At 34.8% G+C, this 18,932-nt stretch carries 23 protein-coding genes; 17 read left to right on the forward strand and 6 right to left on the reverse strand.

Going from position 1 to position 18,932, the window contains the following annotated elements; genetic code table 11:
- Positions 1-216: 216 nt before the first annotated feature.
- Positions 217-1,572 carry a deoxyguanosinetriphosphate triphosphohydrolase gene (locus M2373_RS17270; RefSeq protein WP_259112629.1) on the reverse strand — a complete coding sequence of 452 codons (1,356 nt, stop codon included), beginning with the start codon at positions 1,570-1,572 and terminating at the stop codon, positions 217-219.
- Positions 1,573-1,642: 70 nt separating this feature from the next.
- On the opposite strand from M2373_RS17270, the gene M2373_RS17275 reads away from it, so the two are divergent.
- Both M2373_RS17275 and M2373_RS17280 read left to right on the forward strand, forming a co-directional pair.
- Positions 1,643-2,377, forward strand: coding sequence for a DNA-formamidopyrimidine glycosylase family protein (locus M2373_RS17275; protein WP_409013214.1), 735 nt, complete (start codon positions 1,643-1,645; stop codon positions 2,375-2,377).
- A 15-nt stretch (positions 2,378-2,392) separates the two neighbouring features.
- Positions 2,393-3,484 (forward strand): hypothetical protein, encoded by a 1,092-nt coding sequence (locus M2373_RS17280; protein ID WP_259112380.1) that lies wholly within the window; start codon positions 2,393-2,395, stop codon positions 3,482-3,484.
- A gap of 75 nt (positions 3,485-3,559) precedes the next feature.
- On the opposite strand, the gene M2373_RS17285 is transcribed toward M2373_RS17280, so the two are convergent.
- Together M2373_RS17285 and M2373_RS17290 are read right to left on the reverse strand one after the other, a co-directional pair.
- Positions 3,560-4,285 (reverse strand): LytTR family DNA-binding domain-containing protein, encoded by a 726-nt coding sequence (locus tag M2373_RS17285; RefSeq protein WP_259112381.1) that lies wholly within the window; start codon positions 4,283-4,285, stop codon positions 3,560-3,562.
- A complete protein-coding gene (locus M2373_RS17290; RefSeq protein WP_259112382.1) occupies positions 4,282-5,358 on the reverse strand; it encodes a sensor histidine kinase in 1,077 nt (358 codons plus the stop codon). Before M2373_RS17290 ends, M2373_RS17285 begins: the two co-directional genes overlap by 4 nt.
- Positions 5,359-5,544: 186 nt before the next feature.
- Here M2373_RS17290 and M2373_RS17295 point away from each other — a divergent pair, with 186 nt between their 5' ends.
- The 3 genes from M2373_RS17295 (at position 5,545) to M2373_RS17305 (ending at position 7,776) form a co-directional block, all read left to right on the forward strand.
- Positions 5,545-5,973, forward strand: coding sequence for a hypothetical protein (locus tag M2373_RS17295; RefSeq protein ID WP_259112383.1), 429 nt, complete (start codon positions 5,545-5,547; stop codon positions 5,971-5,973).
- 2 nt (positions 5,974-5,975) lie between these two features.
- Positions 5,976-6,938, forward strand: coding sequence for a hypothetical protein (locus M2373_RS17300; RefSeq protein ID WP_259112384.1), 963 nt, complete (start codon positions 5,976-5,978; stop codon positions 6,936-6,938).
- Positions 6,939-7,119: 181 nt separating this feature from the next.
- Positions 7,120-7,776 (forward strand): glycosyltransferase family 32 protein, encoded by a 657-nt coding sequence (locus tag M2373_RS17305; RefSeq protein WP_259112386.1) that lies wholly within the window; start codon positions 7,120-7,122, stop codon positions 7,774-7,776.
- A gap of 48 nt (positions 7,777-7,824) precedes the next feature.
- Here M2373_RS17305 and M2373_RS17310 read toward each other — a convergent pair whose 3' ends face one another.
- Entirely contained in the window at positions 7,825-8,160 is a 336-nt protein-coding gene (locus M2373_RS17310) for a DMT family transporter (RefSeq protein ID WP_409013215.1), read from the reverse strand.
- Positions 8,161-8,917: 757 nt separating this feature from the next.
- Between M2373_RS17310 and M2373_RS17315 the strand changes: the two genes are divergently transcribed.
- The 6 genes from M2373_RS17315 to M2373_RS17340 all read left to right on the forward strand — a co-directional run bounded on the left by M2373_RS17315 (position 8,918) and on the right by M2373_RS17340 (position 12,207).
- Entirely contained in the window at positions 8,918-9,427 is a 510-nt protein-coding gene (locus M2373_RS17315) for a MepB family protein (RefSeq protein ID WP_259112387.1), read from the forward strand.
- A gap of 119 nt (positions 9,428-9,546) precedes the next feature.
- Positions 9,547-9,780: a conjugal transfer protein TraF gene (locus M2373_RS17320; RefSeq protein WP_259112388.1), complete on the forward strand. Its 234-nt coding sequence runs from the start codon at positions 9,547-9,549 to the stop codon at positions 9,778-9,780.
- A gap of 84 nt (positions 9,781-9,864) precedes the next feature.
- On the forward strand, positions 9,865-10,128 hold the full coding sequence (locus tag M2373_RS17325) for a DUF2024 family protein (protein ID WP_259112389.1): 264 nt from the start codon (positions 9,865-9,867) through the stop codon (positions 10,126-10,128).
- Positions 10,128-10,739: a MarR family winged helix-turn-helix transcriptional regulator gene (locus M2373_RS17330; RefSeq protein WP_259112390.1), complete on the forward strand. Its 612-nt coding sequence runs from the start codon at positions 10,128-10,130 to the stop codon at positions 10,737-10,739. The genes M2373_RS17325 and M2373_RS17330 overlap by 1 nt, the downstream gene beginning before the upstream one ends.
- Positions 10,740-10,756: 17 nt before the next feature.
- Positions 10,757-11,479, forward strand: a complete 723-nt coding sequence (locus M2373_RS17335; RefSeq protein ID WP_259112391.1) for an AAA family ATPase — start codon at positions 10,757-10,759, stop codon at positions 11,477-11,479.
- Positions 11,476-12,207 (forward strand): YggS family pyridoxal phosphate-dependent enzyme, encoded by a 732-nt coding sequence (locus tag M2373_RS17340; RefSeq protein WP_259112393.1) that lies wholly within the window; start codon positions 11,476-11,478, stop codon positions 12,205-12,207. The genes M2373_RS17335 and M2373_RS17340 overlap by 4 nt, the downstream gene beginning before the upstream one ends.
- 8 nt (positions 12,208-12,215) lie before the next feature.
- Here the strand turns inward: M2373_RS17340 and M2373_RS17345 are convergent, their stop codons facing one another.
- Entirely contained in the window at positions 12,216-12,566 is a 351-nt protein-coding gene (locus tag M2373_RS17345) for a helix-turn-helix domain-containing protein (protein ID WP_259112394.1), read from the reverse strand.
- 124 nt (positions 12,567-12,690) lie between these two features.
- On the opposite strand from M2373_RS17345, the gene M2373_RS17350 reads away from it, so the two are divergent.
- From M2373_RS17350 to M2373_RS17375, 6 genes are all read left to right on the forward strand, one after another.
- Entirely contained in the window at positions 12,691-13,482 is a 792-nt protein-coding gene (locus tag M2373_RS17350; protein WP_259112396.1) for an SDR family oxidoreductase, read from the forward strand.
- A 16-nt stretch (positions 13,483-13,498) separates the two neighbouring features.
- Positions 13,499-13,816 (forward strand): nuclear transport factor 2 family protein, encoded by a 318-nt coding sequence (locus tag M2373_RS17355; RefSeq protein ID WP_259112397.1) that lies wholly within the window; start codon positions 13,499-13,501, stop codon positions 13,814-13,816.
- A gap of 155 nt (positions 13,817-13,971) precedes the next feature.
- A complete protein-coding gene (locus tag M2373_RS17360; protein ID WP_259112399.1) occupies positions 13,972-14,322 on the forward strand; it encodes an ankyrin repeat domain-containing protein in 351 nt (116 codons plus the stop codon).
- Positions 14,217-14,696 carry an ankyrin repeat domain-containing protein gene (locus M2373_RS17365; protein WP_259112632.1) on the forward strand — a complete coding sequence of 160 codons (480 nt, stop codon included), beginning with the start codon at positions 14,217-14,219 and terminating at the stop codon, positions 14,694-14,696. The genes M2373_RS17360 and M2373_RS17365 overlap by 106 nt, the downstream gene beginning before the upstream one ends.
- Before the next feature lie 12 nt (positions 14,697-14,708).
- Positions 14,709-15,128, forward strand: coding sequence for a DUF1801 domain-containing protein (locus tag M2373_RS17370; protein WP_259112401.1), 420 nt, complete (start codon positions 14,709-14,711; stop codon positions 15,126-15,128).
- Positions 15,129-15,344: 216 nt separating this feature from the next.
- Positions 15,345-15,533: a hypothetical protein gene (locus M2373_RS17375; RefSeq protein WP_259112402.1), complete on the forward strand. Its 189-nt coding sequence runs from the start codon at positions 15,345-15,347 to the stop codon at positions 15,531-15,533.
- A gap of 67 nt (positions 15,534-15,600) precedes the next feature.
- Here the strand turns inward: M2373_RS17375 and M2373_RS17380 are convergent, their stop codons facing one another.
- Positions 15,601-18,600 carry a LamG-like jellyroll fold domain-containing protein gene (locus M2373_RS17380; RefSeq protein ID WP_259112403.1) on the reverse strand — a complete coding sequence of 1,000 codons (3,000 nt, stop codon included), beginning with the start codon at positions 18,598-18,600 and terminating at the stop codon, positions 15,601-15,603.
- Between the last annotated feature and the right edge of the window lie 332 nt (positions 18,601-18,932).

Below are 18,932 nucleotides of genomic sequence, written 5' to 3' on the forward strand. Positions count from 1 at the left end.
AATATTTAAAAAAATAAAAAAAATCATACTTTCGCCTCACCCCCCCCCCCCAGCTCCTTTTCTTTTTTTTTTTTTTATTTCATGCGGGCGCGCCCCCCCCCCCCCCCCCCGAAACTTGAAAAAGCGAGTAGCGAAAGCGGGATAAAGCTTCAAATAAAAAATCAGGTTTTCAAACATCAAAAACTTTTAGTATCCATCTTCCCACCCATCTAAAATCTAAACCGTCATTCCGATATCAATTCCTTTAATTTTTCTGTAAAGATCGGTCGCATAATTATCTGTCATTCCCGATACAAAATCAATCACTCCCAATACTTTCTGATAATCCGTTCCTTCATCGTAAACGAATTGTTTAGGCAGTAATTTTAATGCTTTTTTATCATAGGATTTTCTGTCGTCGGCAGATTTTAAAATTGATGGAATAAAATGATCCAGCAATTCATACATTACATTATAACCTGCATTTTCGATTTCTACAACCGCTTTATGATTGTAAATTTTCTCGATAGAGAAAGACTCTATATCCTGTAAAGCTTTATTTTCTGATTTATAGATATCAAGAAGTCCCTGATCTAAATTTCCTTCAAGGATCGTATTGAAATTACTTTTATAAAGTTCAATCGATTTATTAATTAAAGCATTGATTACTTTGGCTCTCAGATAGGAAATCTGTTCGTTTTCGTTGCCGATAGAATTAAGTTTTTGCTCTACTCTATTTACGTCATCGGTTTCGGATTTTACCAATTCAAAAAACAGATTTTTGCAGTCTGCTGTTGAAACGATTCCCAATCTGTGGGCATCTTCCATATCGATAATATTATAGCAAATATCATCTGCTGCTTCTACCAGCCAGACAAATGGATGTCTTTTAAAAATATAAGGTTCTTCACTTTCTGAGATTAAACTTGTTCCTTTTGCTATTTCAAGAAAAATATCTTTTTCATTTTGAAAAAATCCGAATTTCTTTCGGTGAATAATTCCTTTCTTCTTAGCAATCGCCTCACAAGGATATTTTGCAATACTTGCCAGGGTGGCAAACGTCAGCTGAATTCCTCCTGCATCTTTTCCCTGCTGTTGCTGAGCCAGCACCCGGATCGCATTGGCATTCCCTTCGAAATTTACCAGATCCGCCCATTCTTTTTCATTAAATTTAGGCTTCAGATCATTTTCATTTCTTTCAAAATAACTGGCAATTGCATCTTCTCCCGAATGTCCGAATGCCGGATTTCCAACATCGTGACAAAGACAGGCCGCTGCAATGACATTTCCTAAATTATGAAGATAGAAGTTTTTAGAATCTTCCGTTAAATCACCCGTAAAGCTATCATGAATAAATTCTCCGATAACACTACCCAAACTGCGTCCGACAGATGAAACTTCCAATGAATGTGTCAGACGGTTGTGCACAAAAACACTTCCCGGAAGCGGAAAAACCTGAGTTTTATTCTGAAGTCTTCTGAAAGCCGATGAGAAAATAATTCTGTCAAAATCTCTCTGAAAATCTGTTCTTGAAACTTTAGTATGTGGATTGTTTCCTGTACGCTGATTGGTGAAAATCTGGTTTAAGTTCATCATTTTTCAAAATTACTTCAAATTTTACTTTTACGGAATAATATTTGAATTTTTATCGGAAAAAATAGCCATGCCCGAAGGTCCGACAATAGTATTAATGAAAGAAGATCTGCAAAAATTTGCAGGCAAAAAAGTAATAACAGCAGAGGGCAATGCTCCCTTTGAAAAAGAATCTTTGGAAGGAAAAATATTACTTGAAATCCGAACTTTTGGAAAACAGACTTATCTGATTTTTGACGAATTTGCAATAAGAATTCATTTGTTAATGTTCGGCTCTTATGAAGTAGACCAACAGACAAAACCTGATCAGCAATTACAATTATCACTGACTTTTAAAATGGGCGGCATGTATTTTTATACCTGCAATGTAAAATGGGTTGATCTTGAATTTTTATCAAAAATTGACTGGGAAGCCGATGTGATGAGTGATGAATGGAAGCCTAGGAAGGCTGAGAAAAAATTAAAATCAAATGCTGAAATGATGGTTTGTGATGCCTTGATGGATCAGGATATTTTTTCGGGGGTTGGAAATATTATTAAAAATGAAGCATTGTTCAGAATTGGAATTCATCCTGAAAGTCTGATCAGAAATTTACCGCCGAAGAAATTAGAAGAACTTATAGATGAAGCCAGAAATTATAGTTTTGATTTCAAAAAATGGAAAAAAGCCAATGTACTAAAAAAACATTTTCAGGTTTACCATCGGAAAAACTGTCCGAAATGCGGCGCTGAAATCATTAAAAAAGACACTGGCTCTGGTAAAAGAACAAGTTTTTACTGTGAGATAGATCAAAAATTATATTAAAAAAACAAGAATTGTATGAAATTATTTTATTTAATGCTCATTCCTATTTCTACCCTGTCCTGTAAGCAGTACCAGACAGAAAAAAGCTGTTTCGAAGATGGAAAAGACAATAAAGTTCAATATAAAGAATTCTCAATTGATAAACCTGAAGATATTATTAAAGCCAATCCGGATCATGTGAAATTTACGACTAATAAGAACATTGAAAGCTATGAAGAGGATTATAACAATGATCGTAATATGGATTTTTTAAAAGATGAAAATGCATGGAAAAAAAGAGCTGAAGAATATCAACTCAGATTCTCCGACCTGATAAAAAATTTCGGCGAACAATTCAATTATAAAAATATCCAACATACAAATAATGTAATCTATGGAATTGGTGAAAATCAATTTGGATATTGGTTTCTGGAAATAAAAAACAATATTCCGAATGCCTATTATTTAGGACTTAGTAAGTTTTCTTATCTTAATGATCAGCAACCTGAAAATTTTATATCCGGTAATAAGTTTGTGGCTCATGGAAGTTTGATACGGATCAGTGAAAGCTGGGGCTATCCTTTTGGTCCTCCTACTGAAGCAGTAAGAGATCGATTAGCTTTTGAAATCAATCTTGATGCTGTAAGAAAAGATACTGATCATGATCGTTTCAATGATTTATTTGAGGAATTAATTTTATTAAATCCGAAGTCTGCAGATACTGATAGCGACGGCGTTCCGGATTTCACAGACGTCAATCCACTATACAAATCTGAAAGTTCAAAGTTTGCAGATCTTTATTCCCAAGTGATCGATAATGACTACCAGAGTTTTAATTTTTCTAAGAGTAACTATTTTTTTACAGGTTATTTTTCAGACTGTGATTATTTTCAGAAAATTACGCCCAAAAATGTAAAGGTTCTGATCTACCCCGAAAAAAAGCAGAATATGTTAAAGTCAGACTATAAATCAGGGATGTTTCCAGTCCATTTGGGAAGAATTAAAAAAGATAAAAACACGAATAAATTTTATATTAACTATGGAAATGGCGGTGGCGGCGGATTTATTGAGGCTGTTTTTAAAAATAAAAAATGGACTTTGAAAAAAATATCAACTCATGTCGTTTAGCCGATAGATTTGTTGTCGTTTTTGAGTTTCTATCCCACTTGCTTCCTCTCTGTGATACCTTAAAAATCAAATCCATTAATTTTCAATATTCAGCGAACCTCCGGAATAGGCTTTAAAAAATTCTGATTTATATACTTCTCCCAACGGGACTTCGGATTCTCCGATGTACAGATTATGATTATCAAAAGAGTCGATATAATTCATATTGATTACATATGATTTGCTTACTCTTAAAAAATTTGAGAATGGAATTTTCTGATGAATAGTTTTTAAATTCATTGCCGTGATCAACTTTTGCGACTGGGTATGAATCACAACATAATCTTTAAGACCTTCAATAAATTTAATATCCGAGAAATTGATTTTATAATATCTTCTTTCTGCTTTTATAAAAAGAAAGTCATCCGTATTAGATTCTATGGTATTTTTAACCGTATCACCGGATAATAAATCTTTGTAAAGAACGGCTTTACTGATCGCTTTTTCCAGCCGGTTTTTCTCAATCGGCTTCAATAAATAATCTACGGCATCAAGCTCATAACTCTTCAGGGCATATTGAGAATAAGCGGTGGTAAAAATAACAAGACTTAATTCAGGAAGCATCTCAGCAAATTCCAAACCTGTCACCATAGGCATTTCAATATCAAGAAAAATAAGATCTACTTCATTTGTTTTCAAAAACTCCATAGCAGCAGGAGCATTGGAAAACTCGCCCAAAATTTCCAGTTTGGACACTTCATTAATTAATGAACGCATTTCTGATCTTGCCAGCGGCTCATCATCTACAATAATACAATTCATATAGGAATAATTAATTTAACGACATATTCATTTTCTGTGGAAATAATTTCCAGATCATAGGTTTTTCCATATAAAAGTTCAAGACGCCTCCTGATATTGGCGAGCCCGAGCCCACTGTACTTTTTGTCCGAAACTACAAATTCTGGGTTTCGGGAATTGGTACAGGTAAAATATAATTCTCTATTCTCAATTTCAACATCAATTCTGATATAAGATTCTTTCCCATTTAGTTCTACACTATGCTTGATGGCATTTTCTAAAAATGTTGTGAAAAGATTGGGCGGAATAAAAGTGCTGTTCAGTATTCGCCGGTCGGTTTTACTTTTAATTTCAACCGAAAGGTTTTCCCGCCTTATTTTTTCCAGGTTTAAAAAATTGGATAAAAACTCAATTTCTGACGTTAATAGAGTTTTTTCCTCGCTGTTTTCATAGAGTTGATATCTTAAGAATTCAGAAAGCTTGATAATAACTGTCGATGCTTTTTCAGGATCTGTTCTGATTAATGCCTTTACATTGTTCAGCATATTAAACAGAAAATGAGGATTGATCTGATTCCGTAACTCATTGAGCTCCATATTCAGTGTAAGGTTACTTAATTCTGTAATCCTTTTATTGTCTTTCGTCCATTTTTGTAAAAGTTTGATCGTTGTTGTGGTCAGAATAATCGGAATACACATTAATACCCCTTCATAAATCCCGCCTTTCTCCCCTTCGCGATGAATATTAACGACTCTAAAATCTGAAAAGAAGACATCAAAACAGTATCCTATAAAGTTGAGCCCCATTACTCCCAATAAAATCAAAAGAATGAGATAAGTGATATACTTTGTTTTAAAGAAAAATAAAGGAACCAGTACATAAATATTGATATATACCATTCCTATCAATAATATATAAACGAAAAAAAGGATATAGTACTGATGAATTCCCGAATACCAATGCCAGAAACGAGCATTATAAATTAAAAGAAAAAAGAAAATAAGAAATACCAGATGCCGTAACAGCCTGTATCGGTCTTCAATAAGAAAATCGATAAACCAGTTGTTTTTCAGTTCTTCGGAAATGTATTTCATTGGCTAATTATCAGAAACAAAAATAAGTAATAACGGAATCGGAAGGCATAATATTATACCAACCCTGCAATTTATTATACAAAATTTTTCAACTCCCGATTTTGTATAAAATATAAGGCATTTCGTATAAAAAACACTTTCCCGAAAGCTATTCTCTATTCCTTTGTCCTGTAAAATTTAAAATGTATGGAATTAAACGCTTTTCAGGAATTAACTGAGAAAATCACATTGGAATGCTTTTATATGTCTGATTCTCAGCAGGAAGAAAAAATCATTCAGTTAATTGATCTTCACCATTTTATAGAATGCTATAATCAAAGTTTAAAAGTGATTGATTATGTAAACAATCCGGTGAATATTATTGAAGAAAACGGAACAAAAAAGGGAATTTTATTTTATGATCTGAAGTTTTCGGCACCTTTAAATCCTTATGCTTCGGAAGAATTCAAAAAACAGCATCATCTTGAGGAACTTTGGTTTGTATTTGTAGAAGAGGATATGAAAACGCCTCCGGGTATGCATTCGGATTTTATTATCGAAAACGGAATTGAAGTATTCTATGACAAGATATTCATTTTCAATTTTTTTCAGTCAAAAATCACCCCTATAAAATAAATATGAATACTTTCAAAAAAACTGTTCTTACCTCTTCCCTGCTCACCTTTTCCAATTTTTATCTGGCTCAGACCCGTGACAGCATTCCGCAAAAAGTAATGGCCTATGTAGCCGAAAAGTTTCCTTTGGCAAGAGATTTCAATGTAGAGTTTACCCAGCTTACGCCTTATAAATTCTCTTCAAAACTTCATGGTGCAGATTTGCCGGAAAATAAAGTGAATAATTTTTCACAGGTGAAGTTAAGTTCAAATATTAATCTGATCAGGACAAAAAAGTGGATTTTAAGCACCACTTTAAATTATCGCTACACCTCTGTTGATACCGAAAATTCTATTTCAGATTATGCCAAAAACAATGATTTTCATTACCACTCCGAGACACTGAGTTTCACTTATTTTTCTAAACTGTTTAATAAAACGACTGTCTTTTCTGCCAATTTTTCTATTGACGGAAGCGAGCAGCATTTTGAAAGAATGCGCGGTATGGTTACCGGAACAATGATTTTAAAAGCCAATCCTAAAACTAAAATGAGTGTGGGGCTGGTCGGAATTATAGATCCCAGTTCTCAGGTTCCTGTAATCCCTACATTTACCTATGAACATACCTTTAATAATGGCTGGATTGCTGACATCATACTGCCTAAAAGAGTTCTGATCAAAAGAAATATTTTCGAAAACGGAAGAATATCTTTCGGTACTGAGATGGATAATACTTCATTTTATATTTATGATGCCGACAAAAAATATGAGTACAGACAACTTGAAATTAATTCCGGAGCGATGTATGAGCAGAAAATAGGAAGTTTTATCGGAACATTAAAAACAGGCATCAGAGCAGTTCCGAACGCCAGAATATTTGAAAAAAATGAATCTTTTAAAGATTACTTCTTTGAAGCCAGCCCTAAGCCTTCTTTTTATTTCAATATCGGGATTTCTTATAATCCATTTGGAAAAAGAAAAAATTAATCAAATGATTGATTTAACTTTTTTGTAAAAAAATAATCCAAGGGATAACTTATTGAAGAGATTTATTTTAATAACTAAAACCACGCAGTGCAATCGATTAATTTTCAATTATTTATTCTCTGCCTATCTAAAATTTAATCTGAATCATTTTTAATAAGAATAATATTTTAAATCCATAGACATGTCCATTCCAAAACAAATATTCCAGACTTTTAAGACAAAAAAGCTTCCTCTGATCACGAAATTACATATCTGGTATATGAAGAAAAAAAATCCTGAATACCGTTATTTTTTCTATGATGATCATGATATTGAAAAGTTTATCACAGATGAATTTCCACCCGAATATATTGAAAGTTATAATAAACTGACAATCGGCGCTGCCAAAGCTGACTTTTTCAGATATGCCGTTTTATATAAAAAAGGAGGTGTATATCTCGATATCGACAGTGCCATTACCAAGCCTTTACGATATCTGATTAAAGAAAACGATGAAGCCGTTATCAGTGCAGAGAGACACCCGAATCTTTATGTACAGTGGGGTCTTATCTTCAGTAAAAACCATCCGTTTCTGAAAAAAACCCTTGAGCTGATGATTGATAATATCCAGACGCACCGCTATCCGAATGATGTACATTCTACAACGGGTCCATCTGTATTCAGCCAGGGTATTAAAAGGTCATTAGAAGAAAATCCGGAAATCCCTTACAGATTATTTGAAGGAATTGAATTCCGGGGTTATTTGAAATTTAAGTATAAACTGGGTAAATTTTTCCTTTACGAAAAAAGAGCTGAGCATTGGAAACAACAGCAGAAAACGCAGGATATCATTGCTTAAATAATACTCCTGTTTTTTAATTTACATTTAAATTAAATTTTTCCAATTTTAGTGCGATCCCATCTTTGAGAATAAATTAATCACAATTACACCTAATACGATTAATACTATTCCGATAATCGCCGGCATATCGGGAACCTGTTTAAAAGCGACCATCCCGATAATCGTAATAAACACAATTCCTACGCCCGACCAAATGGCGTAGGCTATTCCTATTGGAACCTGACGAAGCGTAAGGCTCAACAGATAAAAAGTCGCTATATATCCCACAACGGTAATGACAGACGGAATAATTCTGGTAAACTGTTCAGATTTTTTCAGAAAAGTAGTCGCTATAATTTCAAAAACAATAGCCAGCACCAGATATATATAACTGCGTATCATCAATAAAGAATTTCTACAAAAGTATTAAAATTGAAAATCCTGCCGAAATCAATTTCAATAAAAGAAACATACAGTTCACATTAAAGTGATTAAAAATTTCAACTTCATTTAATTTTTATTAATATTAAATTTCGTGTAAGTGTTAAAATTTATTTTTTAACAGCCGGTCTTATGCATATCATTTCTTCTTTTTTGCATTATCAAGTCTTAAATATAAGACCAGAAAGTATTAACAGATTTTCAAAAATTTACAGATAAGATAATAAAAATAACATTAATTTTTCAAAAACATATTAAATAATTGTAAACAAAAAGATACAAAACCTTAACATAACACAACATAAGTGACTGATAAACATCATGATTATTTCATTTGGCACATCATTTGAAAGTTGTAATATTGCAAATGTAAAATTGATAATAAAAAGTCAAATAATTATAAATAAAACAAAAATGGTAACTTACATCGGAATCGCAACATGTTTAGTAGTATTCGCTTCTTACTTTATGACAGTAAAAAGAGAGAATAACTAAGAATTTCTAATGCTGAAAGTAATCAGTATATGAAGATATGATTGTATTGTTTATGTTTTTAATCTGAATAATCAGATTGCGCTCTTTTACTCAGGCGGAGTAAAAGAGCCCCAAAACATAACGTAAAACTCAGACAAATTTTAATTTTTATAATAGCCGATAGGGTCGAACGAAAGTTCGGCTTTTTTGTTTTGTATACCCAAACATCTGTATGTTTGTCTTTATGATCAAAGAAATTGAAATCCTTCATTCTGTCATTTCTCTGCTTAATTTACAGCTATCTGATCTTAATAAGGATTCAGAGTGTGAAGAATATTCCGGGTATAATTTTAAACTTAATCAATTCAGTATAAAGTTTCGTAAAGCCAAAGTTACTCCTAAAAAAACAGGACAGTTTGTTACTTTATGGAAAAGAAACCCAGAGACAAAAGAAACAGAACCTTTTACCGATCAGGATTCATTTGATTTTTATATTATCATTACAGAATATAAAAATCAGTCCGGATTTTTCTTCTTTCGTAAAGATATCCTTGCAAAAAAAAATATTATCACCTCTTCCCTAAAAACCGGAAAGCGGGGATTCAGAATTTATCCGGATTGGGATCTTCCTGAAAACAAACAAGCCATATCAACTCAAAAATGGCAGACCCAATTTTTCATTAATCTTTCAGACAAAGAAAACGACATTATTCCAAAACTAAATAAAATATTAATAACCAATAATTTACATTAATTTCAAAGATATAAAATTGTTAAAATTTTGTTAAAAATATTATTTCACTACACTTAGTTAGGGACCCTAACTAAATTTGTATCAGAAAATTAATCTTTAAACAATCAAAATTTTAAACAATGAAAAAATCAGTTTTTTATCATGCAGGTTGTCCGGTTTGTATAAGCGCAGAACATGACATCATTACATTAATCGGACAGGATAATGTAGAAATCGTACATCTTGGAAACAATAAGGAAAGAATTGAAGAAGCAGAAAAAGTAGGTTTGAAATCTGTGCCAGCTTTAGTAACACCAACCGGAAACGTTCTTCACATCAACTTCGGTGCTTCTATGGAAGAAGTAAAAGGTTAAAAAATTTGCTTCACATAGTTAGGACTACTACCTTTGTGAAGCATTTTTATTATTAATTAAAGTAACATTTTAAAATTTAATACAATGCAAGTAGCAGTCTGGGACACTTACGTCACAAAAAAGGACGGATCAGTAATGCATTTCGACATCATTGCTCCTAAAGAAATTACAGAAACAGACATAATCTACAGCTACGGAAAAGATTATTTAAAAAAGAAAGGGCAGGAAAGCCAGGAACTTTCTGCAAAAGAATGCAGTTTCTGCCATATAGAAACGCTTCTTCCACAATGGGAAGCCGAAATTAATGAAAAAGGCTATACCATTATAGAAATGGAAAATTGTAATTGATGAACGAATCAGATTTTAACTTAAAGCATCAGAATCAAAGTACGGAGAGCAAAATTGTGGCTTCTTTAGAAAGAATTTCGCAGGCTTTCCGTGTTTTGCTTTGGCAGGAAAGTAAGGAACATGCTTTGAGCCCGATTCAGGTGCAGGTTTTGATTTTTCTTTTGAACCACAGCGATGAAAAAAGAAAAGTAAGCTATTTGGCTGATGAATTTAACATGACGAAAGCCACAATCAGCGAAACTGTAAAATCTCTTGAACAAAAAAATCTGATTACCAAAGAATATGAACCTCACGATACGCGAAGCTATATTATTCACCTTACCCAAAAAGGAAAAGAAATAGCAGATAAAACTTCTTATTTTACAAAGGAAATTACCGCTCCGATCCAAAAACTGGATGAACAAAGCAAAGAAAATATGCTTCAAAGCCTGTTTGGGATTATTCAGCAGCTCAATACTTCAGGAGTCATTACGATTCAGAGAATGTGTTCGACCTGTGCTTATTTTCAACCTTCAAAGGACGGAAAAGAGCCTTTCTGCAAGCTTTTGGAGCAAACATTATATGCCGAAGATCTCCGAATCGACTGTCCTGAACATCAAATGAAAGCCTAACTCTAAAAATAAAAACAATGAATCTGTACAATCTTATTATTCAAGACAAAGAAGAAGAAGTGACCCTCAATGATGTTTTCCTTGAACCTAAAAATAAGGAACAATTTGTACAGCTCATTAAAGAAAATACTTATTCCAAAGAATTGCAGGAATATGGGCTCCCTGTCAACAACAAAGTGCTTCTTCAGGGAAGTTCGGGTTGTGGAAAAACAATGACTGCAAAAGCTGTTGCGAATGCTTTGGGTAAAAACATCATCATTCTTAACTTAAGTAATATTGTCTCTTCAAGAATCGGGGAAACATCTCAGAATATCAAAATGATTTTTGATAAAGCTGCTCGTGAAAGATCCGTACTTTTTCTCGATGAGCTCGACCAGATCGGCAAAGCGAGAGGCAGCGACGATAAAGATGTGGGCGAAATGAGACGACTGGTAAATACATTGATCCAGCTGATTGACTATTATCCTGACAATGCACTCCTTTTGTGTGCTACAAATCACCCGGAAATCATTGACACAGCTTTGATCAGACGTTTCCAGCTGAAAATTAATTATGAAATGCCGTCAAAAGATTTCCTGGATACTTTTTATGATAATCTGTTGTCGAAATTCCCTGAAGATCTAAGAAAAATAGCCCGAAAATATGATGTTTCTTTTGCAGAGGCGAAAGATCATACGTTTACGGTGGTGAAAGGAAATTTAATTCACAAACTGGAAACTCAACGTCAAACGCAATCATGAAAGAAGATCTACTCCACAACCTTGAACTCATCAACCAGAGAATAAAGAATGCTTGTGAAAAAGCGGGTCGAAATGTTGATGAAGTTAAATTATTACTGGCTACAAAAACCGTTTCCGCTGAAAGAATTAAAATTGCTCTAGAAAATGGGGAGACTTTAATTGCTGAAAATAAAGTTCAGGAATTAAAGGAAAAGTACGAAGATTTAAAAGAAATTGCGCACGAAAATCATTTTATCGGACATCTTCAGACCAATAAAATCAAGGATATTTTGAAATATGGAGTAAGCTGCGTTCAGTCTGTTGATCGGATTGATTTAGCTGAAAAACTTCATCAAAGGCTTTTGTCAGAAGGAAAAAGAATTGATATCTTCATTCAGGTGAATACTTCGAATGAGGAAAGTAAGTTTGGAATTCATCCTGATTTTGCTCTAGATCTGGTGAAAAAAGTGGCTGAATTGAATACTTTAAAAATCAAAGGTTTGATGACGATTGGCTTATTTAGCGCAGAAACAGAGAAAGTACGAGCTTGTTTTAAAATTCTTAAAAATCTACAACAGGAAATCATCCAGCAAAACATCCCGAATGTGGAGATGAAAGAACTTTCCATGGGAATGAGCGGAGATCTGGAAACAGCTATTGAAGAAGGATCTACGATAGTGAGAGTGGGAACGGCAGTTTTTGGAGCCAGAATTTATCCGGATTCTTATTATTGGAATGAGGGGAAATAATATTCTTTTTACTGTTTCAAAATCACTTTGCGCAAACGATCCTGATGCTCATCACCCCAATTTCCCAGTGCCGAGATCACAGGAATCAGTGTCTTACCAAAATCTGTAAGATAATACTCCACTTTTGGCGGGACCTGAGCATAAATTTTCTTGGAAACCAAGCCATGTTCTTCCAATTCTTTCAGCTGAATATTCAAAACCCGTCTTGAAGCATCGGGAATTTTACGCTGCAATTCACTTGGGCGAAGATGACCTTCATTAATAAACCACAGCAAACGGATTTTCCATTTACCGTAAAGCACTTCACCGATCAGATCAAGTCCGCAATTTAAATTTAGTGGTATTTTTCTTTCATGCATATCACAAAAGTAGCCCAATGTTCGAAAATGTACAATAGGGGAAAAAATTATCCCTATGCAATTCGGTTTTCCGTTATTGTCAGAAACTAAGATACTTCTGAAATTTGTATCAAAGAATTAAGACATGAACGAAACATTTAATTTTAATAATGAATTAAAGGCTAAAATTGCTTTAGTTACAGGTGGTACAAAAGGAGCAGGAGAAGCCATTGCAAAAAGATTACATGAAGCAGGAGCAACAGTGATCATCACAGCGAGAAATCCACCTGAAGATGAAAATGGTCTGCATTTTATTTCAGCAGATTTAAGTACTTCCGAGGGAACTCAAAAAGTTGTAGAAGAAGTTTTACAGAAATTCGGAAGGCTGGATATTCTGGTCAATAACCTTGGAGGTTCAGAAACTACAGGCGGTGGTTTTGCTGTACTGACAGACGATGACTGGCTGCAATCGCTGCAGACGAATTTATTATCCCCTGTACGTTTAGACAGAGCTTTTTTACCCCAGATGATTGAAAGGAAAACCGGAGTAATTATTCATATTGCCTCTATTCAGGCAAGATTACCCTTATATGACAGCACCCTTCCCTATGCGGCTGCAAAAGCAGGTTTACTGAATTACAGCAAAAGTTTATCCAATGAAGTTGCACCAAAAGGAATTCGGGTTCTGACGGTTTCACCAGGCTGGATCATGACCACCGCTTCTGAAAGAATGATGGAAAGGATTGCTGAAAGTAATAACAGCTCCATCGAACAGGCAACACAAAGCGTAATGGATGCTCTCGGCGGAATTCCTTTTGGAAGACCTGCACAGCCTCAAGAAATTGCTGAACTGGTAGGATTTCTTGTTTCACCAAGAGCCAACTATCTCACCGGAACCGAATATATCATTGACGGAGGAACAATACCTACAATTTAATATTAAAATAAACAAAATGAATTTACCCAAACCTATCTCAGAACTCGTGAAAGCACAATCGAGTTTTAATAGCCATGCTTATGCGAACTGTTTCAGTGAAACAGCTGTCGTATTGGATGAAGGCAAGACCCACAATGGAAAAACAGCAATAGAATATTGGATTGATACAGCAAACCGAGAATACAATGCTATTATGAAGCCTTTGGAATACAATCATGAGGAAAATATTTTATCCGCAGAAATTTCAGGTACATTTCCGGGAAGTCCTGTTATTCTGAAATATCATTTTAAGTTAAACAACGGACTTATTGAATCTCTGAAAATCACAGGTTAAAAATTAAGGCAAATAATTTGTCATCTTGAGCTGAAGTTTGACTTCAGCTTTTATACATTTGTTTAAAAAAGAAGAGGATTAATTATAAAACGTAATTGATTAAAAGATTTTGTTTTTATATTTGGCTGGTTTAAATTTAAGATAAAACATAACCTATGAAAACTAAAAGCCTGCTTGTTGCTTTATTATTATTCACATTCTCTTCGGCATTTTCTCAAAAAATATTTACTGCCATAAAAAATCAGGACTTTGAAAAAGTCAGTAAACTATTAGAAAAAGGAGAAGATATTAATCAAAAGTCTACAGAATTTCACATTACGCCTTTGTACGCAGCAGTAGGAACAGGAAATTCAAAAATTGTTGAGCTTCTTATAAAAAAAGGAGCTGATGTAAATACTCCATTAGAAACAACAGCCACACCTTTAAGTCTGGCAGCTCAGGAGGGCTATACAGAAATCGTGGAACTACTGTTAAAAATAAGGCAAATCCAAATTTTCAGGATGTAAACGGATGGACTTCTCTACGGTTTGCGACAAGAAATAATAAAATGGAAATTGTGAAACTTCTGGTAGAAAGTAAAGCAACTGTAGATATAAAGGCGTCTGATCTGGCAACCCCTTTTGCAAGCGCAATCGGAAAGGGCTATGTGAATATCGCTGAATATCTTATAAAGAACGGAGCTGATATCAATAATATTGATAAGGACAATGAAACTCCCATCATGTATTGTGCACAGCGTGGAAATATCGAAACTGTCAAATTTTTGCTAAAATACAAACCGGACTTAACGATAAAAAACAAAGACGGAAAAACAGCTTTAGAAATGGCAAAAGAAAAAGGGAATGCAGAAATTGTAAAACTTTTACAGACTGGTATTTAAAAATTCAACTATATGAACACATCAGAGCAAATCCAAAACTACATCACCAGCCAATCCGAACCCAAAAGTTCAGAATTGGAAACTTTGCATCAATTCATTTTGCAAACTATGCCAGACTGCAAGCTATGGTTTCTAGACGGTAAAGATGAGAATGGTAAAGTTGTGTCCAATCCCAATATCGGATACGGAGTTCATATGATAAAATATACCAATGGCACTACAAAAGAGTTTTATAAAGTTGGTCTGAGTGCGAATACCACAGGGATTTCGGTCTACATTATGGGAATTGAGGATAAGAAGTTTTTATCCGAAACGTATGGTCAGAAGCTCGGAAAAGCAAGTGTAAGTGGGTATTGTATAAAGTTCAGAACGCTGAAATATATTAATCTTGATGTACTTCATGAAATTATCCAACTTGTCCATAATCAATAATTTTTTGTACAGAAATTATTCAAAAAAAATAGAATCTCAATAAAATAATATCCTTTTCAGTTTTGAAAGGGATTTTTTCATTTACATTAAAGATATACAAAATTTTATTTTAAAATACATTTAAGTCACAAAAAACGGAGTTTTCATAGCCATTTAGATTCGGGTAAACGGCATTATTGTTGATTCGAAAAGACACAAAATACAAAATCATACCTGATGGAAAAAAAATTGAATGGCGGTCTGGTGATGCCGCTACTGTTTTTAATATCCTGTCATAAAGAATATACCAGCAATCCTGAATCAGATGACAGTACTACAATCATAACAACGGTTCTTATAACGTGCTGTATTATGGCTTTAACATTCTTACTCACCTATTTTACAAAAAAAAGACAGCAGAAATAATAAAAATCCCTTCACAGCTCACACTGAAAGGGATTTTGTACAAAAATTAATTATTTTATTCTCTCATTTACTTAATCATAATTTTAAAATTGCTGTTAAGGTTTTCTCCTGATACATTGAGAATATAATTTCCCGATACTTTTTTATCGTTCATATTCAATTTAAAAATTCCGCTGCCGTCTGCCTTGATTTGCTGTTTTAAAACAATCTTTCCGGTCATATCAAGCACTGTTGCTGTAAGATTCGATTTTTTATACTCAGGAAGCTGAATAAAAACCTGATCTTTTACAGGATTCGGATATACGGTTCCCATATTTTTACTGATACTGAATTCCTTATTCCCCAGTACAGCCTGATTGTATAAATTATAAACTTCCGTTGAAGATAATGCGTAGTTATACATTTTAAGTTCATCAAAAGCACCTTTATAAGGAGCCGGAGCATTAGCTGTCGACAAAAATTCCAGCTCACCGATATTTCCGATTATCAGGTCACTGGCTTCACCGATTCCGGTAACTGCAGTTTCATCTCCTTCAACGCTTAAAACACCATTCGTGTAAATTCTCATTTTATGTGCGGCAATGTCTCTCTGGATAACGACATGCACCCAATTCCCTGTAAAGTAGTTGGCAATCGGAGATGTAATTTCCTTTTTCGTAATGTCATCATCGATCGCATATCGTAGCTGACCTCCTTTGATCTCTACATTAAAACGTTTGCCCGTCGCTCCTGTAGCCGTATTTTTAGTAAATGAACCTTTACACAACACATAAAGACTTGTTGCTGAAGACGATGGAATCATACTTGCCGGAGCTTTCATCCAGTAAGAAACTGTAAAGGAATTATTATTAAACGAAATCTGGTCCTGATGAGGAATACTAGCGATGTACATATTACTTGGTGAGGTTGCCAGATCAAGAGCAAAATTTTCTTTACCGGGAACCCTTACGCTCGCATTATCATATGCCGCATCCAAAATTCCGTTATTGGCATAAGAAGTTGCATCAGCAATCTGCTCACCTGAAGAAGGAGCTTCCGAGAATGGCCAGTTTCCGACAAGCCCCGGTGTTAATGCGCGGAAACTCCATACATCACCCGTCACAGAACCAAGAGCGTTGCCGGAATCTATTCTCCAGTAATAATTTGTAGCGGTGTTTAAATTGGTCAATTGATATGAAGGTGCAGAAGTATAAGGTATACTGGTTACATTACTTAAATTCTGAGGATCAGTTCCAAAATAAATCGAATACGTTGTTGTATTTGAACTGCCGGTCCATTTTAAAAGGAAATTACCATTGCTAAGTTCTACATTATTATTACCATTTGCCGGTATCGGAGTCGTTGCTTTTCCTGGAGCTGACGGAACCGGAGGCGTAGTCACCGACGCATTTGATGTATACACTGAAGATTCTGTTGCATTAATAGCTTTAACCCTGTAATAATATTGAGTATTAGGCGTTAAACCTGTTTCATTATAACTTGTTGCATTAGCAGGAAGTGTCGCAATAACAGAAAAAGAAGTTCCATTGGTAGAACGTTCCAGTACATAATTTGTTTCATTATTGGCATTGTCGTTCCAGTTAACCGTTAAAGAACTCGATGTCGGGCTTCCAGCGGTAGTTGCATTCGTGAAGTTCAAATTCGTTGGCGGAATAATAAAATCCGGAGCAGCCGTATTCGGCAGACTATTAATATATACTTCAATGTTCAGGTACGGAGCATGTGTAGTACTCACAGCCAACGCATCAAAAACATTTGGATTCAGTCCATTGGCTGTTTCCCATGCGTCCGGCATACCGTCATTATCCGTATCCAATGGAGCCGGGGCACCGTATACATGCCCAGCCCCACCATTCGTAAATCCAAACTGAGTCGTTAAATCACTCTGTACATATACATAAGTAGCAGTAGTTCCTTTCGACATCAGATCTGAAATCATTAAGTTATCTACCTGATCACGCCTTGGATATGACGCTCCTACCCCTGCAACGATCTGATCGTAAGCACCCTGAGCAGACAAAGTCGGATTTTTCACCGGATAATCATACGCAGTTGATTGAATTGCAGCCATATCTCCCACAGGATATCCTGTTAAATTTTGGGGAACCAAAGTCCCATCCAGAACTCCGTTTTTATTATTATCAAAATAATTTCCGGAACCATATAAATTGAAATTGGCATTTCCAACACTGAAAGGAGTGCTCACCGTACTGCTCGTATTCGGACCGCCGATAAAATAATTATTGATGATATTCGCAAAAGAGCTTCCCGCAGAATCTCCTCCCATAATGTAAGCTTCTCCCGATTGGGTATGTCCATAAGTGTTCCCGTAATTTCCCCAATTATAGACTACATTATTGACAAATTCATTAATTCCTTTTACTTTATTATTACGGGTTTTATTGCAGATATACAGATTTCCGATCAAACTTATTTTCCCGCCTGCCGGAGGCTGCATTAATCCGCCTGCAGAATGATTGTGACGGTGCAGGCCTTGTCCGATGATAGAATTCTGAATGGTAATATTATCAGGACTTGTCCCGTTATTATCCCAGTTTACAGAAAAAACCTCATCCGTACCCCACGTAAAAGTCATATGATCCAATATGATATTGGCACCATTCGATATTCCTGAGGCATCCTGATTTTGTGATGTTCCGCCATAACGGATCCGAAAATACCTTGCAATTGTATTACTGGCTCCGGAAAACGAAACTCGGGGCCCTAAAAATAAAATTCCTTCTCCCGGAGCCGTCTGTCCGGCAATAGTCGTATTGGGAGCTACCGCAACGATCGATTGTAAATTTACAATTCCTCCAACTTTAAAAATTACAAATCGCCCCGGCTGGCTCACTGCATCTCGAAATGATCCCGGGCCGCTGTCATTTAAATTGGTAACCAGATAAATCTGAGGATTGGCAGCCCCTCTCGCACCTGTAGTGTATCTTCCAAAACCGGTAGCTTCAGGAAATGCCAGCGTCTGAGCATTCAAATCTAAAGTAGAGAATGGTAACCCGCAAAATAGTAAAGCTGTAAGCGTTTGCTTCGTTAGTAATGATTTTTTCATAGGATTAATTTTATGTTAACTAATCTAAACACAAACGTGAATACGGGCATCCTGTTGCGTCCTGCTAGACGCTATAGATCAGCTAATTACAATTTAATCATGTGATTGGGATATTTTTTCTCAGTTTTGGGATAAATTTTCAATGAAACATAATATTATAATGATCTCAAAAAATCATATCTTAAATTTATTGGTCGTCACTTCGAGTGTTTTTCGTAGCAAAGCGGAGAAAAATGATTCTCATTCATTCAAAAACTTCTCGATACGGTTTTTAAAATTTCCTCTAAATGACGAACGTAAAAACTATTACTCTATAATTCACTCCGTCAGTT

Origin of the sequence: Chryseobacterium sp. JUb7 (assembly GCF_024806495.1) — a bacterium.
Lineage (GTDB): Bacteria > Bacteroidota > Bacteroidia > Flavobacteriales > Weeksellaceae > Chryseobacterium.